Source organism: Ruegeria sp. AB6, from assembly GCF_056542685.1.
This window is the reverse complement of record NZ_JBQGAD010000004.1, coordinates 270,453-294,901: the sequence shown is the minus strand read 5'-3', so window position 1 is coordinate 294,901 and position 24,449 is coordinate 270,453. Positions and strand designations below refer to the sequence as shown.

The 24,449-nt window shown below is 55.9% G+C and carries 25 protein-coding genes; 11 read left to right on the top strand and 14 right to left on the bottom strand.

The window, feature by feature from the left end:
- Positions 1-45: 45 nt before the first annotated feature.
- Complete coding sequence (locus tag ACR0DB_RS11360) at positions 46-828, top strand: carbon-nitrogen hydrolase family protein (protein WP_480550920.1); 783 nt, start codon at positions 46-48, stop codon at positions 826-828.
- A gap of 15 nt (positions 829-843) precedes the next feature.
- Positions 844-2,502, top strand: a complete 1,659-nt coding sequence (locus ACR0DB_RS11355) for an amidohydrolase (RefSeq protein WP_480550918.1) — start codon at positions 844-846, stop codon at positions 2,500-2,502.
- Here the strand turns inward: ACR0DB_RS11355 and ACR0DB_RS11350 are convergent.
- Genes ACR0DB_RS11350 through ACR0DB_RS11325 form a run of 6 tightly spaced genes read right to left on the bottom strand, consistent with a single transcriptional unit; the run spans position 2,492 to position 7,970 of the window.
- Positions 2,492-3,523 carry an alcohol dehydrogenase catalytic domain-containing protein gene (locus tag ACR0DB_RS11350; protein WP_480550916.1) on the bottom strand — a complete coding sequence of 344 codons (1,032 nt, stop codon included), beginning with the start codon at positions 3,521-3,523 and terminating at the stop codon, positions 2,492-2,494. The two genes, ACR0DB_RS11355 and ACR0DB_RS11350, sit on opposite strands and share 11 nt — an antisense overlap.
- Positions 3,520-4,254 (bottom strand): MBL fold metallo-hydrolase, encoded by a 735-nt coding sequence (locus ACR0DB_RS11345; protein WP_170783220.1) that lies wholly within the window; start codon positions 4,252-4,254, stop codon positions 3,520-3,522. The genes ACR0DB_RS11350 and ACR0DB_RS11345 overlap by 4 nt, the downstream gene beginning before the upstream one ends.
- Positions 4,254-5,303 carry an ABC transporter ATP-binding protein gene (locus tag ACR0DB_RS11340; RefSeq protein ID WP_480550913.1) on the bottom strand — a complete coding sequence of 350 codons (1,050 nt, stop codon included), beginning with the start codon at positions 5,301-5,303 and terminating at the stop codon, positions 4,254-4,256. The genes ACR0DB_RS11345 and ACR0DB_RS11340 overlap by 1 nt, the downstream gene beginning before the upstream one ends.
- Positions 5,300-6,073: an ABC transporter permease gene (locus tag ACR0DB_RS11335; RefSeq protein ID WP_480550911.1), complete on the bottom strand. Its 774-nt coding sequence runs from the start codon at positions 6,071-6,073 to the stop codon at positions 5,300-5,302. The genes ACR0DB_RS11340 and ACR0DB_RS11335 overlap by 4 nt, the downstream gene beginning before the upstream one ends.
- Positions 6,070-6,915 (bottom strand): ABC transporter permease, encoded by an 846-nt coding sequence (locus tag ACR0DB_RS11330; protein WP_480550909.1) that lies wholly within the window; start codon positions 6,913-6,915, stop codon positions 6,070-6,072. The genes ACR0DB_RS11335 and ACR0DB_RS11330 overlap by 4 nt, the downstream gene beginning before the upstream one ends.
- Before the next feature lie 2 nt (positions 6,916-6,917).
- A complete protein-coding gene (locus ACR0DB_RS11325; RefSeq protein WP_480550907.1) occupies positions 6,918-7,970 on the bottom strand; it encodes an extracellular solute-binding protein in 1,053 nt (350 codons plus the stop codon).
- Positions 7,971-8,096: 126 nt separating this feature from the next.
- Here ACR0DB_RS11325 and ACR0DB_RS11320 point away from each other — a divergent pair, with 126 nt between their 5' ends.
- From ACR0DB_RS11320 to ACR0DB_RS11290, 7 genes are all read left to right on the top strand, one after another.
- Complete coding sequence (locus ACR0DB_RS11320; protein ID WP_480550905.1) at positions 8,097-8,729, top strand: TetR/AcrR family transcriptional regulator; 633 nt, start codon at positions 8,097-8,099, stop codon at positions 8,727-8,729.
- 286 nt (positions 8,730-9,015) lie between these two features.
- Positions 9,016-9,606, top strand: coding sequence for a TetR/AcrR family transcriptional regulator (locus tag ACR0DB_RS11315; RefSeq protein ID WP_480550903.1), 591 nt, complete (start codon positions 9,016-9,018; stop codon positions 9,604-9,606).
- Positions 9,603-9,866 carry a hypothetical protein gene (locus ACR0DB_RS11310; protein WP_480550901.1) on the top strand — a complete coding sequence of 88 codons (264 nt, stop codon included), beginning with the start codon at positions 9,603-9,605 and terminating at the stop codon, positions 9,864-9,866. Before ACR0DB_RS11315 ends, ACR0DB_RS11310 begins: the two co-directional genes overlap by 4 nt.
- A gap of 9 nt (positions 9,867-9,875) precedes the next feature.
- Positions 9,876-11,027, top strand: coding sequence for an aromatic ring-hydroxylating oxygenase subunit alpha (locus tag ACR0DB_RS11305; RefSeq protein ID WP_480550899.1), 1,152 nt, complete (start codon positions 9,876-9,878; stop codon positions 11,025-11,027).
- Between the two features lie 18 nt (positions 11,028-11,045).
- The gene (locus ACR0DB_RS11300; protein ID WP_480550897.1) at positions 11,046-11,519 is read left to right on the top strand and encodes a hypothetical protein; all 474 of its coding nucleotides are present in this window, start codon (positions 11,046-11,048) and stop codon (positions 11,517-11,519) included.
- A 12-nt stretch (positions 11,520-11,531) separates the two neighbouring features.
- The gene (locus tag ACR0DB_RS11295) at positions 11,532-12,590 is read left to right on the top strand and encodes a 2Fe-2S iron-sulfur cluster-binding protein (protein WP_480550895.1); all 1,059 of its coding nucleotides are present in this window, start codon (positions 11,532-11,534) and stop codon (positions 12,588-12,590) included.
- Between the two features lie 399 nt (positions 12,591-12,989).
- Complete coding sequence (locus ACR0DB_RS11290; protein WP_170771759.1) at positions 12,990-13,154, top strand: DDE-type integrase/transposase/recombinase; 165 nt, start codon at positions 12,990-12,992, stop codon at positions 13,152-13,154.
- A 232-nt stretch (positions 13,155-13,386) separates the two neighbouring features.
- On the opposite strand, the gene ACR0DB_RS11285 is transcribed toward ACR0DB_RS11290, so the two are convergent.
- A complete protein-coding gene (locus tag ACR0DB_RS11285) occupies positions 13,387-14,454 on the bottom strand; it encodes a ParB/RepB/Spo0J family partition protein (RefSeq protein ID WP_480550893.1) in 1,068 nt (355 codons plus the stop codon).
- A complete protein-coding gene (locus ACR0DB_RS11280; protein WP_480550891.1) occupies positions 14,447-15,832 on the bottom strand; it encodes an AAA family ATPase in 1,386 nt (461 codons plus the stop codon). The genes ACR0DB_RS11285 and ACR0DB_RS11280 overlap by 8 nt, the downstream gene beginning before the upstream one ends.
- Positions 15,833-16,410: 578 nt before the next feature.
- On the opposite strand from ACR0DB_RS11280, the gene ACR0DB_RS11275 reads away from it, so the two are divergent.
- Together ACR0DB_RS11275 and ACR0DB_RS11270 are read left to right on the top strand one after the other, a co-directional pair.
- On the top strand, positions 16,411-17,682 hold the full coding sequence (locus tag ACR0DB_RS11275; protein WP_170783229.1) for a replication initiation protein: 1,272 nt from the start codon (positions 16,411-16,413) through the stop codon (positions 17,680-17,682).
- A gap of 48 nt (positions 17,683-17,730) precedes the next feature.
- Positions 17,731-18,882: an enolase C-terminal domain-like protein gene (locus tag ACR0DB_RS11270; RefSeq protein WP_480550889.1), complete on the top strand. Its 1,152-nt coding sequence runs from the start codon at positions 17,731-17,733 to the stop codon at positions 18,880-18,882.
- 387 nt (positions 18,883-19,269) lie between these two features.
- Here the strand turns inward: ACR0DB_RS11270 and ACR0DB_RS11265 are convergent, their stop codons facing one another.
- From ACR0DB_RS11265 to ACR0DB_RS11240, 6 genes are all read right to left on the bottom strand, one after another.
- Positions 19,270-19,911, bottom strand: coding sequence for a hypothetical protein (locus tag ACR0DB_RS11265; protein ID WP_480550887.1), 642 nt, complete (start codon positions 19,909-19,911; stop codon positions 19,270-19,272).
- Positions 19,912-20,357: 446 nt separating this feature from the next.
- Positions 20,358-21,503: an ABC transporter permease gene (locus ACR0DB_RS11260; RefSeq protein WP_480550885.1), complete on the bottom strand. Its 1,146-nt coding sequence runs from the start codon at positions 21,501-21,503 to the stop codon at positions 20,358-20,360.
- A complete protein-coding gene (locus ACR0DB_RS11255) occupies positions 21,500-22,426 on the bottom strand; it encodes an ABC transporter ATP-binding protein (protein WP_480550883.1) in 927 nt (308 codons plus the stop codon). Before ACR0DB_RS11255 ends, ACR0DB_RS11260 begins: the two co-directional genes overlap by 4 nt.
- Entirely contained in the window at positions 22,423-23,382 is a 960-nt protein-coding gene (locus ACR0DB_RS11250) for an HlyD family secretion protein (RefSeq protein ID WP_480550881.1), read from the bottom strand. The genes ACR0DB_RS11255 and ACR0DB_RS11250 overlap by 4 nt, the downstream gene beginning before the upstream one ends.
- Positions 23,383-23,638: 256 nt before the next feature.
- A complete protein-coding gene (locus ACR0DB_RS11245; protein ID WP_480550879.1) occupies positions 23,639-24,055 on the bottom strand; it encodes a GFA family protein in 417 nt (138 codons plus the stop codon).
- A gap of 10 nt (positions 24,056-24,065) precedes the next feature.
- A complete protein-coding gene (locus ACR0DB_RS11240) occupies positions 24,066-24,443 on the bottom strand; it encodes a hypothetical protein (RefSeq protein WP_170771812.1) in 378 nt (125 codons plus the stop codon).
- Positions 24,444-24,449: the final 6 nt, after the last annotated feature.

The window sequence follows — 24,449 nt, the reverse complement described above, 5'->3', positions numbered from 1 at the left end:
CGCTGAAAATTTGATCGAACTGCGCCGGAACAAGGGACGCGTGACATGAAGATCGCCGCATATCAGATGCAAGCCGAAGGCAGCACCGAGGATCGGCTGACCCAAATCGAACAAGCCTTGCACGCTTCGGAAGCAGACCTGTTGGTTGCGCCTGAATTGGCCATCACCGGATACGGGCGCGGCGCGATCTTACGTGATCTGGCGCAACCGAAGGATGGGCTATGGGTGCAACGGTTGACCCAAGCCGTACGCGACAGCGGCGTCAGCCTAGTCGCCGGTTTCCCAGAGGCCGAGGGCGATGCCCGCTATATTAGCGCCATGATCATCGACCGTGATGACCCTGATAGTCCGCTGATCTATCGCAAAAACTGTCTGTATGGCCCCTATGAAAAAGGTATCTTCAAGACGCCCGAGCGGTCCTTGGTGATGACCACAATGGCCGGTCTGACCCTTGGTTTTCTGATTTGCTACGATATCGAATTTCCTGAAAACGTGCGTCGGTTGGCGCATGCCGGGGCGCAAGTGATCATTGTGCCAACAGCGATGGCCGAAGGCCCAGCCGGAGCGTTCATCACGCAACAGGTTGTACCGGTGCGCGCCTTCGAAAATCAGGTTTTTGTCGTCTATGCCAATCACGCAGGCTCTGACGAAAGCTATGCCTATCAGGGCATGTCCTCGATCGTGGCCCCAGACGGTCAGCAACTGGGTTTTGCCACTGAGGGCGGACAGGTGATCTCGGCCTCGATTGATCCAGATGCCTATGCCCAATCGCGCGACGAGAACCCCTATTTGTCAGACACCGTGGCACTGAATCTAGCCCACCCTTAGTCGAAAGCCGCGCGCATGACCTCTTCGCTTGCAATCGTGAATGCCGATCTGCGCACGATGGAGCCCGGTGGCCCGCGACAGCAGGCGATATTCGTGTCGGGGGATCGGGTCGCAGCGGTTGGATCAACGGAAGAGATCAAGGCATTATGTACCGTCGACACTCGGGTCGTCGACGCCGAGGGCGCAACGGTTCTGCCGGGCTTTGTCGAAAGCCATATGCATCTGTTTTTCGGCGCCTATTCCCTGAAGGTATTGCGGCTTGAGGCGATCACGGGCACTGCAGCCCTGACCCGCGCCATTCAGGAATTTGCCGCACAAAACCCTGATGACAACCTGCTTGTGGCACAGGGTCTGGCCTATGCGAGTTTTGACGGTGGCCAAAATCCGGACCGGCATATTCTTGACGCGATATGCCCCGATCGCCCGCTGTTGCTGCAAAGCGCGGATTTTCACAACGGCTGGGCAAATACCGCGGCGCTACAGGCTGCTGATGTGCTACGGGGGCGCGATCTGGGACCGGGTTCGCATATTGAATCGGACCCGGACGGGATCGCCACTGGCACGCTGATTGAGCCTCCGGCCGTTGCCACGATACAGGCGCTTGGCCGCCATGGTGGGCGCGAGGTTCTGGGGCTGGAGGGGGTCGAACCGGCCCAAGAAGTGACGCAAGCTCAGCGCGAGACCGACAAGGCATTGATGCGCGAAGGGCTGCAATACTGCGCCCAGCACGGTATCACGACGATCATCAATATGGACGGCAACCTTTATCAGGCCAGTCTTCTACAAGAGATCGAGGCCGAGGGCGATCTGTGTTGCCGGCTTGAGCTGCCCTATCACTTCACGCCCGGCGAACCCGTCGAAAACATCGAGATTGCCGAGCAGATGCGGCGTAAGCTGGACAGCCCGATGCTGTGGTGCAACCGGGTCAAATTTTTCATGGACGGCACGCTGGATGCGCACACCGGATACCGGGTGCGGGACTACCCCGATACACCCGGCCACAAAAGTGCGCCGCTGCATGACCCAGCCCGATTTTCCGATCTGGCGGTGGAACTGGACAAGCGCGGGTTCCAGATCGCGGTTCATGCCATTGGGGATGGGGCCGTACGCGCGGTGTTGGATGGTTATGAGGCCGCCCACTCTGCCAACGACCCGCAGGGCAATCGGCACCGGATAGAACATATCGAGTTGCTAGACCCTGCAGACCGGCCCCGCTTTGCCGCGCTTGATGTGGTCGCCTCGTTCATGCCGCCGCATCCGCCGGGATGCGGGGATTTCCCGCTGGAGCCTCTGGCCTCGATCATCGGCAGGGACCAATGGCCCGACGCCTACACGTGGCGGACTCTTAAAGAGACGGGCGCGCGTGTCTGTTTTTCAAGCGATTGGCCGATTGCAGCCCTGCCACCTTTGACCGGGATCGACATCGCCTTGACCCGGCAGGTCTGGGACGCCGATCAAAAGGACGAGCGTCTGAGTTTTGAAGACACCCTTGCCGCCTATACCAGCGAAGGGGCCTATGCCTGCCGCCGCGATGATCATTTTGGGCGTCTGGCGACCGGCTTGCTGGCTGATATAGTGGTGCTGGACCGGATGCTGACGGACAGCAACGCAGGCGACACTGCCATTGCGGCAACGATCTGCAACGGGGTCGTGACATACTTGGCTACAGACTGAAATCCACGCACAAACGGCCGGCTACATCCCCCGCTTGCAGCCGATCCAGCGCATGGTTTACCTGATCCAACGGTACAGTTTCAACATTCACTGCCAAAGGGTTTTGCGCCGCAAAGTTCAGAAAGTCCAACAAATCCTGCCGTGTCCCAACAGAGGAACCGTAAACCCTGTGCCCCCCGTCGATCAGCCACAGCATCGACAGATCAACCGGATCATCCACTAGAGCCACAGCCACAATATCGCTCAGCGGGTTCACAGCGTCCTTGATTGTCTGCCAGACCCGAGGGGTTGGCGCAAAGTTCAGCGTAACATCGGCACCTCCGGCCTGCCGTACAGCCGCGCCTGCTTCGGGACCGGCAAGGATACCCAAGTCCGACCCCAGGTTTTGCGCCGTCTGCAACTTGGCAGAGTCCTGATCCACGACGATCACACGCGCGCCACGGGCTTTGGCGATCAGGACAGCGTATTGCCCCAAACCCCCTGCCCCGATGATCAAAACATTTTGGCCTGCCTCAAGCTTGGAGCGTTTCAGCGCGCTCCATGCAGTAAGCCCTGCGCACAGCAGCGGTGCGCCTGTGATGGGGTCGATTTGATCGGGGATTTCGCAGGCAAAGCGGGCCTCAAGCACCGCATATTCTGCAAAAGCCCCATCCTGTTCAACGCCCCGCGCTTGTTGCGTTGGGCAATAGTTCTCAAGCCCGGATCGGCAAGGTTTGCAGGCAAGGCAGGTGTCGTAAAGCCATGGCAACCCGACACGCGCGCCAATAGTCGGAGCCTTGAAAGTACCTGCACCCACGGCCACAACGCGCCCTATCCCTTCATGCCCAAACACTCTGGGATAAGCGCCGTTGGGTAACGTTTCATCACGCAGATGCAGATCGCTGTGGCAAATCCCACAGCTTTCCAGTTTGACCAGAACCTGACCCTGACCTGCTATGGGCACTGGTACCTCGGTCACGACCAGCGGCGCACCCGGCCCCGTACTGATCGCCGCTTTCATCCTGGTGGGCAGGCCAGTCATGGCGCCGTGTTCTTTCCTTCCAACCACGCGCGAATGATTGCGCGGTGGCGATCCCGGCCATAGCTGGGAAAGTGACCCCCATGCACGGTTTCCACCGGCAAATCATACAAGCGCACCATCGAGCGGTAATAGTCCTGAGCATTGCTGTGATAGGTGTCTTCGATCAACTCGCCATCATAGACAATATCGCCCGAGAACAGGATGCCCGTCGCGGCCTCCCACAAGGCAATTCCGCCCGGTGAATGACCCGGTGTATGGATCACCTCGAAATGCCTGTCCCCAAGATCGACAATATCGCCATCGTCCAGCAGCCGCGTCGCCTGCGCGCCGCTGACCGCATACGTGTCGGATCGGTAGGGCAAGGGCGGCAGACTGTCGAAAATCTCGTCCGTCACATAAGGATCGGCCAGCGTCGCCACGCGCGTCGGATTGGCCAGAATATCGGCTTCGGCCCTGTGGACCGCGCGGTCCTCAAACTCATGATGACAGCCGATATGGTCGAAATGGGTGTGGCTTGCAACCGCCGTCAACGCACGTTCGGTCACCAGAGGCACCCATTTCCGCAGCGACACAACGCCCATGCCGCTGTCGACCAGCATATCGCGGTCGCGCCCACGTACATGCCACATGTTGCAGCGATAGAAAGGCGTGATGAAAGGCTCATCGATCAGGGTAACGTCTTCACCTTTGCGGGTTGTGCGGTACCAATCCTGCGGTTGCGCGCGTTGCATCAGGGGGTCTCCGGTTCGAACAGGCGAAAATTCTCGACATTTGCGGACACCGATACCACATCGCCCTGCGCCCAAGGGCGGTCAGGGGCCAGATAGGCCGTCAGGCTCAGGTCCGGGGCACAGGCCGGCGACAGGTGCGCCCGGCAATAGGTTCCGAAAAAAGCCGCCGCCGTCACCGTGGCCTGCCCCATCGGGAATGATCCTTGATCGTCGGCGCGGATATCCTCGGGACGCAGGCAGATTGCGGCTTTGGTCGAGGCCGGGGCGTTCAGGGTTGGCAATAGTCCAAACGGCGTTTCAAAACCCGTCCCGGATTTCACACCTGAAATGTGGTTATTTTCGCCCATGAAATCCGCCGTGAACAGGGTTGCCGGATGGCGGTAGACCCGATCTGGGGTGCCATGATCTTCGATCCGGCCACGGCTCATGACCACGATCCGGTCGGCAATCGCCATTGCTTCCTCCTGATCATGGGTGACGTGGACAAAGGTTGTACCGATCTGTTGCTGAATGCTTTTCAACTCATCCTGCATGGATCGCCGCAGCTTGAGGTCCAGCGCGCCCAGCGGTTCGTCCAGCAGCAGAACGTCCGGATTGACCGCCAGGGCCCGCGCTAGGGCGACGCGCTGTCGCTGCCCACCGGACAAGGCATGAGGAAGTTTGAGCGCCACATCCTTCAGACCAACCAGATCCAGCATCTGTTCGGCGCGTGCGTGGCGGTCTTTCCGACCCATACCGCTCATACGCAGGCCAAAGCCAACATTGTCGCGCAAGGACATGTGCGGAAACAGGGCATAATCCTGAAACACCGTGGTCGTGGGACGTTTGACCGGCGCTACACGGGTCATGTCCTGACCGCCGATCAGGACGCGGCCTTGGGTAGGCTCAAGAAACCCCCCTAGGATCGACAAAAGAGTGGTCTTACCGCAGCCGGACGGGCCCAGCAGAGTCACGTATTCACCGGCCTCGATCTGCAGGTCGATCCCGGACAGCGCCTGAAACTGACCGAACCAGTGATTGAGACCCGAAAACGTGACAGACGCGGTCATTGGCGGCCTTTCCGAAAGATGGTGAGTTCCAGCAGCAACACAACCGCAACTGAAATCAAGAAGACAAAGCTGCCGATTGCGTTCAGTTGCGGCGACAGGCCCGACCTGAGCAGCGACCAGATTTCAACCGGCAAGGTGACGTCAAATCGGGTTAGAAGGAAGGAGATAATAAACTCATCCCAGCTGAGCGTGACCGACAAGAAAAAGGCCGCCGCAATCGAGGGCAGCAACATCGGTACTGTCACCAACGCGATCACCTTGGGCTCGGACGCGCCCAGATCACGGGCGGCGCGTTCGGCGTTTTGCTGTTGTGCTCCCATCGAGGCATAGATGATGGCGAAGGCCAGCGGCAAGTTGATGACCACATGTCCGATGGCTGCGGTCCAAAGCGAAACGCCAAAACCCGAGCGCGTAAGAACGATCAGCAGGCCCAGCCCAACGATCAGGTAGCTGACCGTCAGGGGGGCGATCAGCAGCCCTCGGATAAGGGCCGATCCTGGCAGAACGTGCCGTGCAAGCCCGTATGCCGCCAGAAATCCCAGCGCCACGGCAACCGCAGAAGACCCGAACGCGACAAGGATCGAATTGCGCAGCGCTGCCATCAAATCCTCGTCCCCAAGAATGGTCTGGTACCATTGCATAGACGGCCCGTTGAACGGTGGCACAGGCAGCGATCCTTCCTGAAACGAGAACAGGACCAGCACGCCCACCGGAAGGTAGATAAATACAAAAGCGGCGATCAGGTAGGCCCAGGGCAGAAAGCGCATCATAGCCGGTCAAGCCTTAACCAGCGGGCGGATAGCAGATAGGCCAGCGCGACGATGCTCATCAAGACAATGGCCAGCGCCGAAGCCAGCGGGAAATCCGCACGCCGTCCCAGTTGCACCATGATGACCTGTGGCACGGTCAGTTCGGTGTTGCCGCCCAGAATCTGCGGCGTGACGTAGTCACCGATACATAGGACAAAGGTCAAGAATGCTCCGGTGACGATACCGGGCAGAGTCAGCGGCAAGATCACGTGCAGGAAGGTCTGAAACGCGTTGGCGCCAAGGTCCATTGCGGCCCGGCGATAGTTCGGGGACAGCTGGATCAGGTTGGCATAGATCGTCAGGGTCAGAAGCATCACAAAGAAATGCACAAAGCCAGTCACCGTAGCAAAGCGCGTATTGGCCAGCGTGATCGGCTCGGCGATGGCTCCGATCCACATCAGGGTCTCGTTCACTACGCCCTCACGCGCCAGAACCAGCAACCATGCATAGGAGCGCACCACATAGGAGGTCCAGAACGGCAGGATTGCCAGTAGCAGGGCCAGACGCTGCCAGCGTGGCGAAACACGAAAAGCAATGATCCAGGCCAGCGGATAAGCCAGCACGACTGAGATCACCGTCACCGTTAGCGTGATTTCAAGCGAAACCAGGATCGCCCGCCACAGATACTTCTTTTCAAGTAGCTCGGCATAGTTGGCCAGTGACAAGTCCCAAACAAGCGTTCGTCCTTCAAGTGAAGCAAGGCTCATCGCGCCCATTACAACGAAAGGCACGATGAAAAAGGCGATGGTCCACAGCAGGGCCGGGGTTACAAAGCCCCAGCCGCGGACCTGGTCCTTGGACATGTTCACTGCTGCAGAGTTTCCAGCCACAGATCCTGCATTTCGATGTCCAGATCTGCATCCGGTGCAGGGTAAAGCTGTGTCAGCGCCAGATAGTCAGGCTGCTGATCCCAGCGCAGAATGTCCTTCTGAGCGTCGGTTAGAACGTCTCCGGCCTTGGCATTTGCGGGCATTCCCCAAAAGCACGAAGATGTCGCCAGACGAGCCTGCCCTTCGGGGCTGGTAATGTATTTGATGAACTCAACTGCCAGATCGGGGTTGCTGGCCCCCTCGACCACGCCGATGGATTGCGCCCAGCGAACCGCGCCTTCCTTGGGGATGGTCCATGTCAGCTCCGGCTGTTCCGAGGCGAGTACGGCCGTCAGCCACTCACCCCCACCGACAACGATGTCTACCTCGCCTGTCGCCAGCGCCGTTTGCGCCGCAACCACCCCCGCGACCGAGGCAGCTCGGCTTCGCATAGTTGAAAGAACACCATCGATCTTTGCCAGATCTCCTGCGCCAATTGCGTCCGTTGAAATGCCTTCGGCAATGGCGGCCAGCCCTATCACGGGCAGGTAGTAGTCATAGATCGAAATCCGCCCGTCATATTTTTCGGACCAGACAGTGCTCAGGCTTTCCATATCCGCGGGATCGACCTTGGCCGAGTTGTACGAGATCGTGTTGTAGCCAAATTTTTCGGTCACGGCATAGGTCACGCCGTCAATTGTGTTGTTTTCGGCCATAACCACTTCGGGAAAGTAATCCGCAGTCGAGACCGCGCCCTCGGGCAGCGGGGCCAGAACACCGGCTTCGACCGCGCGAAACACGTCGATCCCATCGACCACAAGCACATCCCAATCGCCGGGTCTGGATTGCTCCAACAATGCCAGCGCTGCGCCCGTTCCTTCGTATTCGCGCAGGTTGACCTTGACGTTATGTTCCGCCTCAAACGGCGCGATTAGGTCGGGATCAGTATGGTCACACCACACCAGCGCATTTAATTCGCCTTCGGCCCAGGCATTGCCAGCCATCAGGGCCAGTGCCGACACACCAAGGATTTTTCGTCCGGTTTGCATTCCTCATCTCCTGTTGATTGTGGGTCGCCCGGTTTTTGAGTGGGTCTGTACGAAAAAACTTGAACAGCCTCATCTTTTTAGTCAACTCTAAATTTGGATTTGTGCTACACGAGGTCATTTTTCCAAATGGCAGGATTAAGAGAGCGGCAAAAAGCAGCGCGCGAGCGTCGCATCCTCGAAGCTGCATCCATAAAATTCCGGTCGCACGGGTATAGATCCGTGAAAATCGAAGATTTGGCAGAAATGGCCGAAGTGTCTGTCGGCACAGTTTACAACTACTATGAAACCAAGGGCGACATTCTGATTGCAACTGTTGCGATGGAAGTCGAAGAGGTCATCGCCGCAGGCGCGCCCATCCTAACCGACCCTCCACAGTCCGTTGATGATGCGATACTGGCGTTGATTTTCCAGTATTACGATCACTCACTTGAATACCTCTCAAAGGAAATGTGGCGCACGGCGATTGCCCAATCTACTGAACACCCCAACACGCCAAGCGGTCGGCGCTATGCGGAACAGGATCGTCGGTTGGTAGCGCAAGTAACCGAATTGATTGCGGTTCTGCAGAATCAAGGAAAAGTTCGCCGAAACCTGGTGGCAACAGATTTGGGCGCGCTTATCTTCAGTGCATTAAATCAGGCGTTTATCGAATTCATCAAACAGGATGAGATGACTCTCGCTCAGCTTAGAGATCAAATAACCGCACAGATTGTTCCAGTCGCGAAACTTATTTCCGTAGATGCTTCACCATCGGCTTAAGCCGTAAGGTGGGTTGTTCGCAAAGGTTTTTTGGCCATTGTCGCTAGGTTCCAAAGAATAGAAGCCAGGCAGTAGTTTAAGTGGCCCCGCAGCATTCTGAAGTCGTTGCCCTTGGACCCCGACGCGATGCGGAGATTGGTGGAAGGCAAGCTCACACGCTTAGCCTCGCCTCCCTTGTATCAACCGAAAAACTGCGACCCTTCCTGAGACGAAGAAGTTAAATTGTCACCATTGACAAACTATCGAGTATAGTTATTTGTCATCACTGACAATTTATAGGGCCAATATGCCGCGACCTTCGTTAAAAGACCAAAGATCTCAGGAAATTCTGGACGCATATCTCACATGTGTGGCGCGGTTCGGGCTTAACGGTGCGACGCAAGAGCGGATCGCCGAGATGGCTGGCGTGAAACGACCGCTTCTGCGTCACTACCTTGGAAACAAGGACGAAATGGTAACCGCCTTGGCCGGCTACGTTGTTGCAGGTTTTTCTGAATCGCTGGAAGGGCTCCGACAGGCGCTGCCAGGCGGAGCGACGCCGTCTGACCTTGTAGACGCACTGTTTGTAGACGATAGCGGGACCGATCCACGGTTGATGCTGGCCTATCAGGCATTGGTGGTCGCGGTTCCGAATCGTCCGGATCTTAGGCAAGATCTGATGGACAGCCTTACGGAGTTTTTCGATGTGGTCGAGGATATCCTAAGGCGTGCGACCCCTAACGCGCCAGATACACACATTCGCGCCGTGACTCAGGGAATTTCTGCAATCTTTGTCAGTATGGATGCCCTGTCGCCACTGGACCCACCCAAAGTCTGGCGTGCGGAATTGAAACTGGCGGCCTCTTTGCTGGCCTCCACTCTGGAGGCAACGCCATGAGCCATGCCAGAACGGCGAATTACATTGCTTTGCCTATCCTGCTGATCGCCAACGTCTTAGAGCTCTACTGGGTATGGGGGCTGCTTTTTGTTTGGTGGATCGTCCCAACCGTTCTGAACCGGCAAGCCTTTCTGGTCTTCGAGATCAACCGGGATGACGACCCTTTGCTCTACTGGGCCATAGTTTGCCTGTGGGCTTTGTCGGGACTGATGATGATCGCCGCCAGCCTGTTTCCGCAATACGCCCACCTGCTTGCCTGAGGAATTGACATGACCAAAATGTACCACCACTTGCCGGTCTCGGCTTATACCTCTCAGGACTGGTTCGATCGGGAACAGCGGCAAATCTTTTCGCGCACCTGGCGGTTCGCGGGATTGGTCGAGGATGTCGAGGGCCCGGGGCATTACATTTCCGTTCAGGCAGGCCTGAACAACCTGTTCATTGTCATGGGGCGTGATCACCGTCTGCGCGCTTTTCACAATATTTGCCGTCATCGGGGCACTCAACTGATCCGCGCAGTTGGAAAAACGCAAAAGGCGCTGACCTGCCCGTATCATGACTGGACCTATGACCTGGAAGGCAACCTGATCTCCGTCCCTGATGAGGTGTCCGAGTTCCCTAATGGTGTCGATAAGTCTTGCCTTGGTTTAAAGCCTGCAAGTGTCGATGTCTGGCGCGGCATGATGTTTGTGCACCCCGACCCAGACGCACCGACTTTGGCAGAGTGGTTCGGAGAAGTTGATCCCTTGCTCGGTCCACACAAGCCTGAAGAGTTGGTCGAGTATGTAGAAGGGCAAAACAGCTATGAGATCAAGGCCAACTGGAAGATCGTTGTTGAGAACTACGTCGAAGTCTACCACCTAAGCCATCTGCATTCGAACACGCTGCACATGTATGACCATGCAAAGGCGGAATACGGTTGGAAGGGGCCGCACTACCACTTTTGGGAGCCCCCATCAGCAGAATACGCCAAAGACCACGAAGCCAACTTGCCAATGCCGCGTACAATCCCTGAACCGCATGTCGGGGCATGGGTTCCAATGCTCTTTCCGGGTATCGGCATCGGGGCCAGCGAAGAAAGCTGGAACTTGTTCATCATCACGCCTCTGGCGCCTGATCTGACGCGTATCGAAAATCGCACAAAGCTGGCGAATGTTTCGGACTGGGCGTTTCAGAAACAACAGTGGAAAAGCTGGGGCTTCTGGAAGGATTTCGGCGGCGCAAAGTACCACGGTGATGATGCGGCTGGTGACGATGACCCAATGGCATCCGGAGATTTCACGACCGAGGATATCTATGCCTGCGAACAACAGCAGAAGTCTCTGAAAAGTCCATACCTTGAAATCGGTCCTGCCGGTGTTGGCGAAAGCCCGATCACGCAGCACCAGAAAGCCGTGCTGGCCTTCATGCAAGACGACTGAACGATGTGGAAACGGATCATGAAATCCATCCAAGCCACCCTGATCGGCGTTGCAATCGCTTCGGCTCTGGTGCTAACAGCACAGTCGGAGGCCCCCGAGGACATGGCTGCGCGTACTTTGCAGGCCCAGGACGAACAGAGCCTGTTGGCCACATGGGACAACTGGCACCCTGAGGCCACGCACCGGGTCCTACTTAAATACAGGCCGGGTCAGCAGGATGATAGTTTTTCATATCGGATCTCTGATAGCGCCGATGCGGAGGAAACCGACTTCACCAAGGCTTTGGAGGGGCACTCGGAAACCGCACGATCTGAACTTCAGATAACTGCGCGATCCGAGGAAGATACCCGCTACGTCACTGCCGTGAGCCAGGTGGATTATGAATGGCAGGGATATGCTGGAAAGATGCGTCAGACAGATGAATTTGTCTTTGAAACCTACTTGGGTGGAACGGTGATCCGGTCTTTGACGACAACTTGCGACTACCGATGATTGGATTTCCCGATGCAACGTGACTTTCATTCTCTGACTGTGTCAGAAATCCGCAAAGAGATTGGGGGGGCCGCTTCCAGCGTCACCTTTGATGTTCCATCTTCCGCGACCGATCTGTTTCAATGGACAGCCGGTCAGCATTTGACGGTCAGGTTTCAGCTGGACGAGCAAGAGCAAAGGCGAAGCTATACTATCTCGAACCCACCCGGGGTTGCGCTGCGCATTACCGTGAAACGTGTGAAAGATGGGATTGTCTCGAACCACGTGGGTGACACCCTGAAGGTTGGCGACGCCGTCGATGTCATGCCGCCATTCGGACATTTCAAGCTGCAGCCCGGGCCTTTGAAACGGCGCACGCATTATTTCTTTGGTGGAGGCAGCGGCATCACGCCTCTTTATGCGATGATCAATGCCGTTTTGGCCGATGAACCCCATTCGGTTGCGCATCTGGTCTTTGGCAACACGGAAGCAAGCGGCATTCTTTTCAAGGATGAACTGGATCAGATTCAAGCGCAATTCCCGCAGCGTTTTACTGTGCGCCATGTGTTGTCACGCCCTACTTTACTTAGTTGGCTCAGCCCCTGGCGTACGGGGCGGGTAGGTACTGATGCCATTTTGGCTGCAATTTCCGAAACACCTCCCGTCGCCCAAGATGCTCAGTACTGGATTTGCGGCCCCGGTCGCATGAACGCAGAAGTACGGGCGTCACTGCAAAATCTGGACGTTCCGGACAGCCGCATCCACTTTGAAAGCTTCGGCGGAGATAGTGAAAGCGACATGAGTGTACCCGGCATCGAGGCGACGGCTCGAATTGAGATGAACGGCAGGTCGAATGAGTTGCCGGTTGCTGCGGGCCAGACCATACTCGAAGCTGCGCGATCAGCAGGAATAAACCCGCCGTTCAGTTGCCAGTCCGGTGTTTGCGGGGCCTGCATCGCCCACCTGACCGAAGGCGCCGTCCATATGCGGAACCGGATCGCGCTTGACGACGGTGACATTGCAAAGGGGCTGATTCTGACTTGCCAAAGCGTGGCAACGCAAAAAAACATTGCTTTGCGGTTTGAGAACTAAATTCAGAATTTGCGCTACGAAAAGGGCTTAGCTTTTGACACACCGAGTCCGCATGTCGGAAATGGTATTTGCAACAGATTCGAGGTAAACGGCTCTGTCACAAACTCTGTAGTCTGCCCGCTGATCTGTTCGAAGATCCGGCGAGTAAACTCCCAGAACAGTGGTCGCCAGGTGTTAGCCGGCTCGTCCAAGGGCGTGCCTCATCCAAAGGATATGATCTTGCTCTGAGTCTATTTCTAACTGCGATACGGCGCGTCGTAGCGCGATCAGGAAAAGATCATGCCCAAGCGAGGCGTGTAGGTGGATCGCGCGACCTAGAACAGTTGGATCATCATATTCACACCTCCGGTCGCGGAACGGGCCCGCTGTCAAAAGTGGGTCTGAGTTCGCTCATGGCGTATGGACGAGACAAAAATCCTTATTTGCGAAAAATGGATGTTTCTCTATCGAGCGGTCAGCAAAGCAAGAGAAAACCTCGATTTCATTCTGTCTGAGCGAAGGAACCGTCCCGCGTCAGTCAGGCTCTCCGGCATAGTCCTGTATTCCAGCATCTCTGGGACTTAATGCTCATTAATAAATCTTTTTGCGCACTGCTGTCTACTGGTGATTTCTGTGAACAAAGTCGATGTCACTACACCGTCGGGTCATAAGCCCTGCCCTGCCAGTAGTTTGATCAATTCAAATGAAGCACACATTGACACCACACTCAAGAATCCTTCCCTGCCCCACCCAAGACAAACCCGACACCCTAGACATCGCTTCAAACGAGCGTTGAAACGCGGGTTTCGCAGCGAAACTAACCGATGTGATCTGCAAGCTGACGCAGCAGCACTTCAACGGCCTCACGATCCAGGCTTCGCCCTTCTACCCGGATACGCACCTCGCCCGGTGCGACCTCGGCGCTTAACGAACCCCCATTTGCCAAGGCCACAGGATCAATGCGTTCGACCTGTTGCGGACGTCCCCCTCGGGACTTGATGACAGGCTGCACGGGCGCGTCCTTTGCCGCCTGCTCCAGAAGCTTCCATTCCGATCGGGCATCCAGTACCTCGGCCCCGTCTAGCGCCTCACGGAATCGCGCCTGAGCACCGTTGCGCAATCCTGCCGCCAATTGGAGGCCCGCTTTCTCCGTCAACTCCGTCGGAAACTGAAGCAGGTCGCCCAGGGCCTCATGCACTACCGCAAAGCTGCGAACCTTAGATCTCTTGGCTTTGGACGCAGTCGAGAACAAGGCATTGACCGCGTCTTCAACCGAGTCGAACACACCTTGCCCTGCAGCCAAAACCGCAATGCGCCCCCGCTCATAGTGGCTTAGGTTCGAGCGCAACTCATTTTCTTCCACCATCGAGACATAGGCACCCTGCTCCGCTCCGGCATCGCGGATGAATGCAGGGATCTCTGCAAAATTCGAATCCGTCGCAGCCAAACGCCGAAACGCTTCAAACCGCCGATACCCCGAGATCAATCCGTACCCGTCCTCAAGCCCGGTGACTTCGATCGGAGTGCGAAGACCATGCGCTCGGATGGACTCGATCAACTCCGCCATTTCCTCTTCGTTGATGTCCAGTCGATCGCGCCGAATGTAGTCGGGCTCGACCTCATCAAGAGCAACCTTATGTGCAACCAACCCGTCAGTTTGCGCCACGCGCCAACGCTCAGCATCGCCCTGATCCTGAGCCAAGGCAGCGCGATCTGTGACAGCGGCCATGCCCGAGAGGGCTGCGGCCTCGGCCGCAACCTGTGCAATTGGGGGCGTCAGAGAGTTGGTCTCAAACGGATTGGATTGCGGTTTCGCGGCGAAACCTTCCTCCATCTCCTGCAACGCGGTGGCGTCCGGTGCGGTCAATCTTCTGCGCTTAGCCATCTGCCTGCTCCTCCATCTGGGCGTCCCGCCACCAGCATCCGATCAAAAGCTCTTTGAACTCAGCATAGGTTCTGTCGAATGTCTCGCGTCCGCGGACATATGTTTCTCGGTTGAATTCACGGTAATCCGCTTCGTAGATTCCATTCACTTGCTCGCCGGCCTGTCCGACCAGAGCGGTATAATCCTGGCGATAAGCGTTCATGAAATCGCCGAAATAGGCCTGAATCACATTGGCCATATCGGTCTGTTGGCTCGCATCAAACCGCGTAATGATCGCGCGGACCACGTCCCATTCGAACTTCATCTCAGGCAATCCAGCAGCGCGGTGGGCTGTGTTTTCGCCATCTTCGATACTGGCGAATGTCGAATACAGCATGTCAAAGAACCGGCCGGTTGAATCAAACTCCAGAAAAGACGCCCCAAGCGGCACCAGCAAGATATCGGCCGCGGCCAGCGCATTGATGGTCAGGTAGCCAAGGGCAGGGGGTGTGTCCAGAAAGATGACGTCATACGCATCCAGAACACCGTCATCGTTCAAAAAGTTGGTCAATCCATCCCAAAGAGGCCAACTGCGCAATCCCATACGCCAGACGGGAATCTGAAATTCGGCCCAGTAAAGGTTCAACTGCGCACCGATCAGGTCAATATTGGGCCAATGCGTTTTCTGGATGACGTCATGCGGCTGAGTGGTCAGCGCCTCTCGCAACGTTTCATCCAGCTGAATTTCCGGCTGCTCTGCTGCGGCACGAACCTGGTTCTCCTGCTGAACAGCACGCGCATAGTCCTTGGCGATCAGCGGAAACACGGTTTGCCATTCATCTGCAACATTGCCGCCCAAAATCGAAGTCATCGAACCTTGGCTATCCAAGTCGATCACCAGGACTTTGTAGCCGTCCAACGCGGCTGACATGGCCAGATGCGCGGCGGTGCTGGTTTTACCAACACCACCCTTGAAGTTCGCCACCGAAACCACCTTGGCGGGCAGACCTTCGGGACGATAGGGTAGGTATTCTTTCGTGCTGACCCCTTCGCTGGCAAAGAACTTGCGTAGGGCCAGCACTTCTTCCAACGTGAACCACTTGGACCCGCCCTCTCCCTCGCCCTGAGGAAGTTCTGGATTGGCCTTGAGCACACGCCGGAGATGGGCGGGAGCGACAGGGATGAGGTATTTGGTGATTTCCCATGTGGAAAACCGTCGCAAGCGTTTTTCACCATCGGGCGCGTATCCACGACGGGCAAGATCATCACGACCTTTGGCGCAAAAAGCGGCAGCTTTCGCGAATCGCTGAGTCCCAATAGGATCCGGTAATCGGTCAGCCGCAGCCTCTGGATCAAGATTCAGATAGGGGGGCAGGCTAGGTTGTGCAGGTTTGTTCACTGTCGGTGCCTCAGAAAATGTTCGCCTTATCAGCGTATATTCATCAATCTAACGTACATTCTGTTCTTGGGCTATCCTTGTTTGAAAATTATTCGGGTTTTAGGCGGTTGTGGAATCAGTTTCGCAGCGAAACCTGTAGGATTCGAGAAAAAAGCAGCGACAAATAGTTTTGATTCTTTAGGGTATTTAGAAACTTTGCAGCCGTAATATTGTTTATTATCAACAGGGTAGATGCAACCGGGTACCCGAATTCAGGCTGTTGGGTACCTGTATACGGGATCAATGGAACCCAAATGCGGGATGAAAGGTTACCGTTCTCGGGAACAAGAGCGCCGATTCTCGGGACGTCACAAATGGCTGAAAAAGAGTCTATTATTGCCGTTTAGCCCTTAGTTTCAGCGGCACGTGATGATCGCTGTTGTCCTATTCCTTAGATCAACTCTGAAAGACACGCCGTTCGACCTAGTAAGGTACCTGTCTACAGGACGTATCTCATCCTGTATTTGGGCACCCAATAAGAATTGAAATCAAGGTACCTTTCGTGACAGACTAACGCAAACGAGCAGTCAGGCAGGAAAATGCCAGAGACACAGGTCAATATGGATACTCTCACGGGCGCGCTGCGGCGTGAGACCGTGAAAAAGAACGTTGCCGCTATTCATATCAGCGGCAAGCTCACATTATTACAGCGTAAACTGTCAAATGTATTGCTGCTAAATGCCTACGACACTTTGACATCAGCTGCGACCCACACGATTGATGCGCGGACGCTGGCCATGATGGTCGGATATAATTCCAACGATTTTGACACACTCAGATCCAGCTTGCGCGCCCTTGCCGAGACGGTGGCCGAATGGGACATGCTGGATGAAGAAGGGCGGCAGGAATGGGGTGTTTCGTCGCTTTTGAGTTTCGCCAAACTCAAGAATGGTATCTGCGAATACGCTTACTCTCCGGCGTTGGCGCAAAAGCTGTTCGATCCGAAGATCTATGCACTGATCAATGTACATATCCAACGTAATTTCAGCTCAGGCCATGGCTTGGCCTTATACGAAAATTGCTACCGTTTTGTACGCACCGGGTCGACGGGATGGTGGGCGCTGGATGTATTTCGCAAACTGATGGGCGTGGATGGCAGCGACTATTACGGCAGCTTCAAGCATTTGAACGCCAAGATCATAAAGCCAGCAGTGGCCGAGGTGAACAAAAGCTCGGACATCGTGATTGAACCAGAGTTTCGCAAAAAGGGCAGGGCGGTCACGGATATTCGATTTCTGATCCGGGAAAATCCGCAGATGGCCATGTTCCAAATTGATGACGGCGACGGGGTCCGTAATCTTCCGGTTTACAAAAAACTGCGTAAACAGGGGGTCGCGGATCGGTTGGCCCGACAATGGATCGCCGAACATGGTGAGGACTATGTTCAGCAAAAACTGGATTACATGAATGAACGGCAACAGGGCGTAAAGTCGACGATAGGGTATCTGTCTGCGGCTTTGCGCGATGACTACAAAGTTCCGGATAAGCCCGTACCTTCCGATCCCAGCCCCGAGATTTTGGAGGCCGCTCGGAAGCGAAAGGCTGATCAGGCACAAGAAGATCAGGCATATGAAAGTCGCGCGGCCGAGCGCACGGAACGGGCGCGGAAACTGTCGGTGGTTGAAGATTTGGTTTCGCGGCGAAACCCCACGCAACGCGACGCAGATAAAAGGCTCTTTCTATCGGGCTTGTCAGATGATCTGGATCGCGAGCATTTTCGCGCGCATGGATGGCGATCCGGATTGAACGCGACTGCTATCTTTGCGTTCTGGGATGAATTGGAACCCGGAGCGTTTGAGGAACAGGTTTAAGGCTCGGGGTCAGTGATTGCGATGAAGCGGCTCTGTGCGTAGGTTTTGGTGAACGAAAGAACTGGTCGCTGTGGCCTTCTAAATCTGCAAAAGAAAGGCTTGGTTGTTGTGTCAGAAATCACCATCACAAAGCTGAAGATTTGCCCTGTATTGGTTCCATTGCGACGCCCTGTCGTCGTGATGACCGGGCAGGTTACGATGGCCCCTTTGGTGCTGATTGATCTCGAACGAAGTGATGGGTCCGTTGGCCGCAGTTACCTGTTCACGTATTCTCCGATTGCCTTAAAAGCCACGGCGGCTCTATTGCGCGATCTGGCGCCAGTAGTGGAAGGAACTTCTGCGGAACCGCGTGGACTGCACACGCGTATCTTGGGGCAGTTCAAACTGCTGGGGGCCGAGGGGGTTACACTGATGGCCATAGCCGGGATTGACATGGCAGCGTGGGACGCTGTTGGGCAGTCTATTGGCAGACCTTTGTATCAGGTTCTGGGCGGCGCTGCGAAAGCTCTTTCTGCTTACAACTCGAATGGAATGGGCTTGCTTGGGCCCAGTAAGGTTGCTGGCGAGGCCCTGGACTTGTTGGCAGAGGGTGGATTCTCAGCCTTGAAAGTTCGGCTGGGTTATCCCGACGTAGATACTGATCTGGCTGTTTTGGACGAAGTGCGGACCGCGGTTGGCGAAGCGACGACAATTGTGACTGACTATAACCAGGGGCTGTCAGTAGCTGAGGCAAAACAGCGGCTAACCGCCTTGGCCGGGCAGAAGTTGGGATGGATCGAAGAGCCGATTGCGTTCGACAATTATGATGGGCTGGCCGAACTGCGTGCAGTTTCTACCATTCCTATTCAAGGGGGTGAGAACCATTGGGGGCCGGGTGACATGGCGCGAGCGACAAGCGCGGGGGCGCTTGATTTGGTCATGATAGACGCCATGAAAATCGGTGGGGTAACGGGTTGGCTCGAGGCTTCAAGCCTTGCACGCGCCGCAGGATGGCCGGTATCGTCGCATCTTTTCCCCGAGGTTAGCGCGCATCTGATGTGTGCGGATCCGGGCGCACATTGGTTGGAGTGGGTCGATTGGGCGAATCCAATCCTCAAAGACCCATACGAAGTGGTCAACGGCAAAGTAACCCCGCCCGATCGCCCGGGAATGGGTTTGGAATGGGACGAGGGTAAAGTGGCACAATACGCCATAGGTTAACGTCGACCCAAGCCTAGATTTGGCAATCTGCGCGGAACGGACTTTTGATTTGCGTTCGAAGTTAGGTGGCCGCTACTTGGAACCCGTCGATGTAATACCGACATACTTTCGTCTGTGCCTTGGACTTTAAGGCGCTTTCGATGTTGAAAAATCCTACGCTTCAACGATGCCGGTGCTAAGCAATCAGGTGCTACGATTGTCCAGTTTTGCTGGGTTTGCGGTGAAGTGGTCATTTTGTGTTTATTTTGCGCACATAAGGGCAATGCCGCCTTGAAAACGGCCTTTGCATTCAGCTTGTTCGAAAGATGTACTTCAAGGTCACCGGTGAAAAGTGTGAAACACAATCATGCGAGAAGGTCCTTTCCAATCCGATGGGGACACTTCAGCTCAAATCGAAGACAAAAACTCCCGCATTACCCGGTTTTGATTGTCGATTGCTTTGTCAAAAATACCCGTCGCTTTTGCGGCGTCGTAGGAAAGATCTCCAACGTTGAACCGACCCAAATGGAAGCGCCCAAAATCTCCCAAACTTCTATCAAGAAAGCGCAGGTTTCTGGATTTCATCTTTTGCACGACGAACAAATCGCCGATGCAACCGATGCCAAGACCGGCAGAAATCGCATTCAGATAAGAGTTGATGCCCGCCGCGCGGCATACGACCTTATATCCGACGCCCAAGGATTCGAGTTTTGAATAAAAGACATTGGAAAACCTAACAAATTCAGAAAGCTCTACTATCGGAAGCTGAGTGCCGCCCCCGAAATTCTCTAATGGAAAATCAGAGCTGGCGATCCAGCGCATTGTGAATGGCCAGCTTTTCCGGAGTGACGGCAAGTTTTCGTCCCGAACGACCGAATACGCGACATTCCCCTCGATGAAACGAATTTGATCTTCGAGGTCATCATAGTTTTGCATTTCTATAAATAACGAGGACTGGGCGATATCGGGGGCCGTGTGAAATAAATTGTAGGGATTCAGGAAAGCTTCGATCGTTGACAAAAACGCGATGCGAACAGGCTGAGGTGACATTCATGCCGCTTCAGATGTTTTCTCAATGAAGTGTCGTTGGGCAATAGTCCTGCCCTCATAAGCCCTACAAATACGGTTCGTGAAGTTGCCAATGGGCGACACTAAAGTTGGGTCGACTATCTTGCGACTTTGATGTCTCCAGCGCACAGGACGCATCAAAGTAGATGGTGCTAGTATTGCAGATATGGACTGCGCTCCTTTCCACGACACCATCGGAATGAAGGTGTTTGTCACCGCCTGACGGCGGGCGGCTGGCCCACTGCGCGGCCAAGCCTGTAGCACTTTGGCCCCAAAAGAAAAATGCCAGCCCCTGTACATCAGATCTGAGCCGCCAACATACCAACGCCGTCGCCGGTCAAGAGATCTAAGGTCTGGCAAATGTCAGCAATGTAGAATGCGACTGCAGAATTCAGTACCAATCTGGAACGGCAGATCAGGGTCGATCTTCAACCCAACCGTTTCTTGAATCTTAGAGTTGCCGCCAGCAATCCGAATATCGCAAATCCGATCATCCAGAGAATTCCCCAGCGTAACTCGTATAACGACGCGTCACGAAGGACCACGCCGCGGATCATGTCCATGAAATGGGTTGCCGGCAGGACCTGAGCGATCATCTGGACGGGTGGTGGCATACCGTCGAAAGGGAACATGAAACCTGACATCAGGATTGAGGGCAGCAGGACAAAGATGGTCATCTGCATCGACTGCAATTGGTTCTGCGCAAGCGTGGAAATCACCAGCCCAAGCGACAGGCTGGCGACGATGAATAACAAAGTCACAACAAGCAGAGTGCCCAATCCGCCGTTTATTGGCACATCGAACAGGACATGCCCGAGGCCGAGGATGATTGCGACCTGTATCAGGCCCAGAAAGATGTAGGGGATGATCTTTCCGATCATCAGTTCGATCGACCGGATTGGCGTGTTGATCAGCATTTCCATATTGCCCCGCTCGCGTTCGCGGACGATGGCGGCTGAGGTGAATAGGATCATCGTCATGGTCAGGATCACGCCGACAAGACCCGGCACGATATTGACCGCCGACCGTTGCTCGGGGTTGAAGTAAAGCGTCACCTCGAACGTGGGCACCTGCCGGTTTGGTGGTTGTTTCAGCAGTTCTGTCAAAGGCATTGTGCGCATGGACTTGATCGCGCTGGCCACCATCGTGTCCGAACCATCCACGATCCAATGGGCAACCGGTCGGCTGCTTGTCTGGTTGGTTGCGTTGGGCAGGCCCAGCCCGACAGACGGGCTGCGGGCAAGGCGCTGGCTCACGTCCGGGGGGATGATTAGCGCAGCACGCACACGGGACTCGGTTATTGCGCGTTCGGCCTCTTGTGGGGTGGTCAACTGCTCGGTGATGGTCACGACCTGCGTCGCCTGAACGATCTGCGCCAGCGTGCGGGAGAGTTCGGTTCCGGACTGGTCCACCACCGCGACAGGGACATGGCGCAGGTTGGTGTTGATCGCGTATCCAAACAGAAGCAGTTGGATCAGCGGGATCATGATGACCATGGCAAAGGTCATCCGATCCCGCCGCAGTTGCAGCAGTTCTTTCCTCAGTACAGCAGCGATGCGGCGTGGCGAGATCACTGTTCTGGCCCCCGTGTGGCGCTGACGAACACGTCTTCCAGATTTGGCCTCTGCGGGGTCAGGGACAGGCCAGGAAACGCAGCAAGTTGGCCGCGCAACATGTCCACCGGTTGAGGTTCGGATTTGTCCACAAGCACACGCAGCCGCGACCCGACTTGCGCGGTCGACAGGATCTTGGGTTTGCCATCCAGCGCGTGTTTGACCTTTCTCAGATCCGGCCCTTCAACCTCAACTACATCGGCCTGAAGATCTTCCATCAACTGGCGCGGAGACCCGTCCGCCTTTTTCACACCGTGTTGCAGGATCGCCAGCCGGTGACAGCGCTCGGCTTCGTCCATGAAATGGGTCGAAACGATCATCGTTGCGCCTTGATCTACCAGATCGAACAGTTGTTCCCAGAAGGTGCGACGTGTTTCGGGATCAACGGCCGAGGTCGGTTCGTCCAGGAACAACAGTTTAGGTCGGTGCATTACGGTTGCAGCAAGGGCCAGTTTCTGACGTTGCCCGCCGCTCATGCTTCCGCTGAGTTGATTGATATTCGTTGTCAGATCGTAGGTGTGCAACAACTCATCGATCCGATCTTTGGCCGTTTTTACCGGAATGCCGTAAATCTCCGCCGCGAACCTGAGGTTTTCCAGCACCGTCAGGTCGCGGTAATACGAGAATATCTGGGTCATGTACCCGATCTCATTTTTTAGCGGCTCAGCCGCTTCGGGCATTGACCGGCCCAAAACCGAGATCGCACCGCTGCTGGGGGTCAGCAGCCCAGTCAGCATGCGCATTGTCGTGGTTTTGCCGCAGCCATTCGGTCCCAGAAACCCGTAGATCTGGCCGGTTTGAATCTCAAGATCCAGATTGTTGACGGCGATGTTTTCCCCGAACTGGCGGGTCAAGCCCTTCGTCGAGACAACCACATCGTTCATGGCATGGGAACCTGTACGGGGACCCCGGCAGGCAGGTCCGGTGAGGCATTGGGCAGGTCAATCTCAGCCAAATAGACAAGGCGCGTGCGGTCGTCCTTGTTCAACCCGTAATAAGGGGTGAAGGACGCGTCGTCGCTGATCCAGCGGATCACGCCATCCAACGGATCGGTCAGCCCGTCTACGTGCACTTCCAACGTGTCACCGGGTTTCAGATTGACGCGATGTGGTTCGGGTACATAGACGCGGGCGTAAGGCGTCTGGCCCGTGACCATCACGGCAACCGGGCTGCCGGATGTCACCCGCTCGCCCAAATTCCACGGCAGGGAATCCAAAACGCCGTCGCGGGTGGCTATGACCGTCAAATCATCCAGCAATGTCTGTTCGGCGGCGACCGAGGCTTCGGCAGCTCGCACATTGGCCTCGGCGACCGCCAGATCTTCGGGACGGGTGCCGTTTTCCAGCTCTTTCAGCGATTCCTGAGCGCTGGCCAATTCAGCCCGCGCGGAATCGCGCATGGCCAGATCATTTGCCACCTGAGCCTCGGTCACGACCGAGTTCTCGACCAGTCTGGCATTTCGGTCATAGATGGCCTCGGCATCGGCAAGGCGCGCAACAGCGCCTGCTACTTTGGCCTCGGCAATTGCAATTTCTTCCTCGCGCGGTCCGACCTGCAGTTTCAGAAGCGTGGCCTGCGCCTTTTCCAGTTCAGCCTGCGCCAGTGCCAGCTTGGCGCTTTGCAATGTGGGATCAAGCTGGACCAGCGTGTCGCCTACCTTGACCACGGAACCTTCGGCAATTGGTAAATCGACGACAATTTCGCTGGCCGTCGCGGTCAAGGCCACCCGGTCGCGCGCCAACACACCCAGAGCGATGCTGGTATCGGACCCAGAGCACCGGTCCAGAAAAGCGGGCAGGACAGCCGCCAGGATCAAAGGAATGGGGATCGTCAGATTCAACAGGGTTCCCTCCGGTGCTTGGCCTTTGAACGCGTTGGGCGATAGTCAGAGCATAAAATCAGGAAATCTGATTTATGTATACGGTTCAACAACTACAGATGGCAGGACAGGTTCATGCAGGCAGGCGCGCCAACCACTCCTCCAGCTTTTCTCCGATCAGATGGGGATTATCTTCCTGCAGGAAATGAATGCCGTTGCCGATATCCACCACAGACCTGATGTTCGCAAAATGCAAAACCCAGCGCGGACGTCCAGCTCAGTTCAACGGGAGGACCACGCCTTCTAACCCCAGCGCCTCACTATACCATGCGGGTCGGGACGCCCAGCCGACAATCGCGCTAACGGGCTGGGACGGCGGGCGTGACAGGCTGCCGACGGGGACAACCAGAAACTTGCCGTTCTGTGTCTTGAATGGAAGCGATGTCCCGCAGCTTCGGCAAAACACCCGGCGCACTTGGGAATTAGGCACATTGAAAGATGTCAGTTGCTCTTGACCTTCCAGCCATTCGATCCGGTCAGGCGTGGTGAAAGCATTCGCAACATGGGCCGAGCCCGAGGCCTTTTTGCAAAAGTTGCAATAGCACAATTTGAAGGCGGTCATGTTGTCTTGCACCCGATAGCGCACTGCGCCGCAGATACATTGCCCGTCGATCATGTCTGGGTGACTCGCCAAAGAGCTCATCTCAAACACGATAGGCAAAATACGCGCGGACAGTGGTGATGAATGTCAGGCCCATGCTAATGATCGCGATGACACAGCCGACAACCGCTGTCGCCGGGATCGAGACCAGAAAATCAACAGCAATTGCGGCACGGATACCGGTCATGCTGCGCTTGAGAATGGACGCGACGATGCAGGCAAAGGTGACGATGTAACCCAGCATCGTATAGAGCATCAGGTTGGCGGCTTGCGGGCCAGCTAGCTCTCCGACCTGCAGGCCGTAGAATTTGAAAGCGGCGAAGAAACCAAAGGCCAGCAGGATTTTCAGCGCGTTCAGGATGAAGATCATGCGCAGGGTGACGGGTTTTAATGCGCCGGGTGTCGGGTCGATGGCGGTCATGTCAGG

Coding starts and splice junctions, on each gene's coding strand:
- ACR0DB_RS11360 (WP_480550920.1), top strand. CDS start 46: ATGAAGATCGCCGCATATCAGATGCAAGCCGAAGGCAGCACCGAGGAT.
- ACR0DB_RS11355 (WP_480550918.1), top strand. CDS start 844: ATGACCTCTTCGCTTGCAATCGTGAATGCCGATCTGCGCACGATGGAG.
- ACR0DB_RS11350 (WP_480550916.1), bottom strand. CDS start 3,523: ATGACTGGCCTGCCCACCAGGATGAAAGCGGCGATCAGTACGGGGCCG.
- ACR0DB_RS11345 (WP_170783220.1), bottom strand. CDS start 4,254: ATGCAACGCGCGCAACCGCAGGATTGGTACCGCACAACCCGCAAAGGT.
- ACR0DB_RS11340 (WP_480550913.1), bottom strand. CDS start 5,303: ATGACCGCGTCTGTCACGTTTTCGGGTCTCAATCACTGGTTCGGTCAG.
- ACR0DB_RS11335 (WP_480550911.1), bottom strand. CDS start 6,073: ATGATGCGCTTTCTGCCCTGGGCCTACCTGATCGCCGCTTTTGTATTT.
- ACR0DB_RS11330 (WP_480550909.1), bottom strand. CDS start 6,915: ATGTCCAAGGACCAGGTCCGCGGCTGGGGCTTTGTAACCCCGGCCCTG.
- ACR0DB_RS11325 (WP_480550907.1), bottom strand. CDS start 7,970: ATGCAAACCGGACGAAAAATCCTTGGTGTGTCGGCACTGGCCCTGATG.
- ACR0DB_RS11320 (WP_480550905.1), top strand. CDS start 8,097: ATGGCAGGATTAAGAGAGCGGCAAAAAGCAGCGCGCGAGCGTCGCATC.
- ACR0DB_RS11315 (WP_480550903.1), top strand. CDS start 9,016: ATGCCGCGACCTTCGTTAAAAGACCAAAGATCTCAGGAAATTCTGGAC.
- ACR0DB_RS11310 (WP_480550901.1), top strand. CDS start 9,603: ATGAGCCATGCCAGAACGGCGAATTACATTGCTTTGCCTATCCTGCTG.
- ACR0DB_RS11305 (WP_480550899.1), top strand. CDS start 9,876: ATGACCAAAATGTACCACCACTTGCCGGTCTCGGCTTATACCTCTCAG.
- ACR0DB_RS11300 (WP_480550897.1), top strand. CDS start 11,046: ATGAAATCCATCCAAGCCACCCTGATCGGCGTTGCAATCGCTTCGGCT.
- ACR0DB_RS11295 (WP_480550895.1), top strand. CDS start 11,532: ATGCAACGTGACTTTCATTCTCTGACTGTGTCAGAAATCCGCAAAGAG.
- ACR0DB_RS11290 (WP_170771759.1), top strand. CDS start 12,990: ATGGACGAGACAAAAATCCTTATTTGCGAAAAATGGATGTTTCTCTAT.
- ACR0DB_RS11285 (WP_480550893.1), bottom strand. CDS start 14,454: ATGGCTAAGCGCAGAAGATTGACCGCACCGGACGCCACCGCGTTGCAG.
- ACR0DB_RS11275 (WP_170783229.1), top strand. CDS start 16,411: ATGCCAGAGACACAGGTCAATATGGATACTCTCACGGGCGCGCTGCGG.
- ACR0DB_RS11265 (WP_480550887.1), bottom strand. CDS start 19,911: ATGTCACCTCAGCCTGTTCGCATCGCGTTTTTGTCAACGATCGAAGCT.
- ACR0DB_RS11255 (WP_480550883.1), bottom strand. CDS start 22,426: ATGAACGATGTGGTTGTCTCGACGAAGGGCTTGACCCGCCAGTTCGGG.
- ACR0DB_RS11240 (WP_170771812.1), bottom strand. CDS start 24,443: ATGACCGCCATCGACCCGACACCCGGCGCATTAAAACCCGTCACCCTG.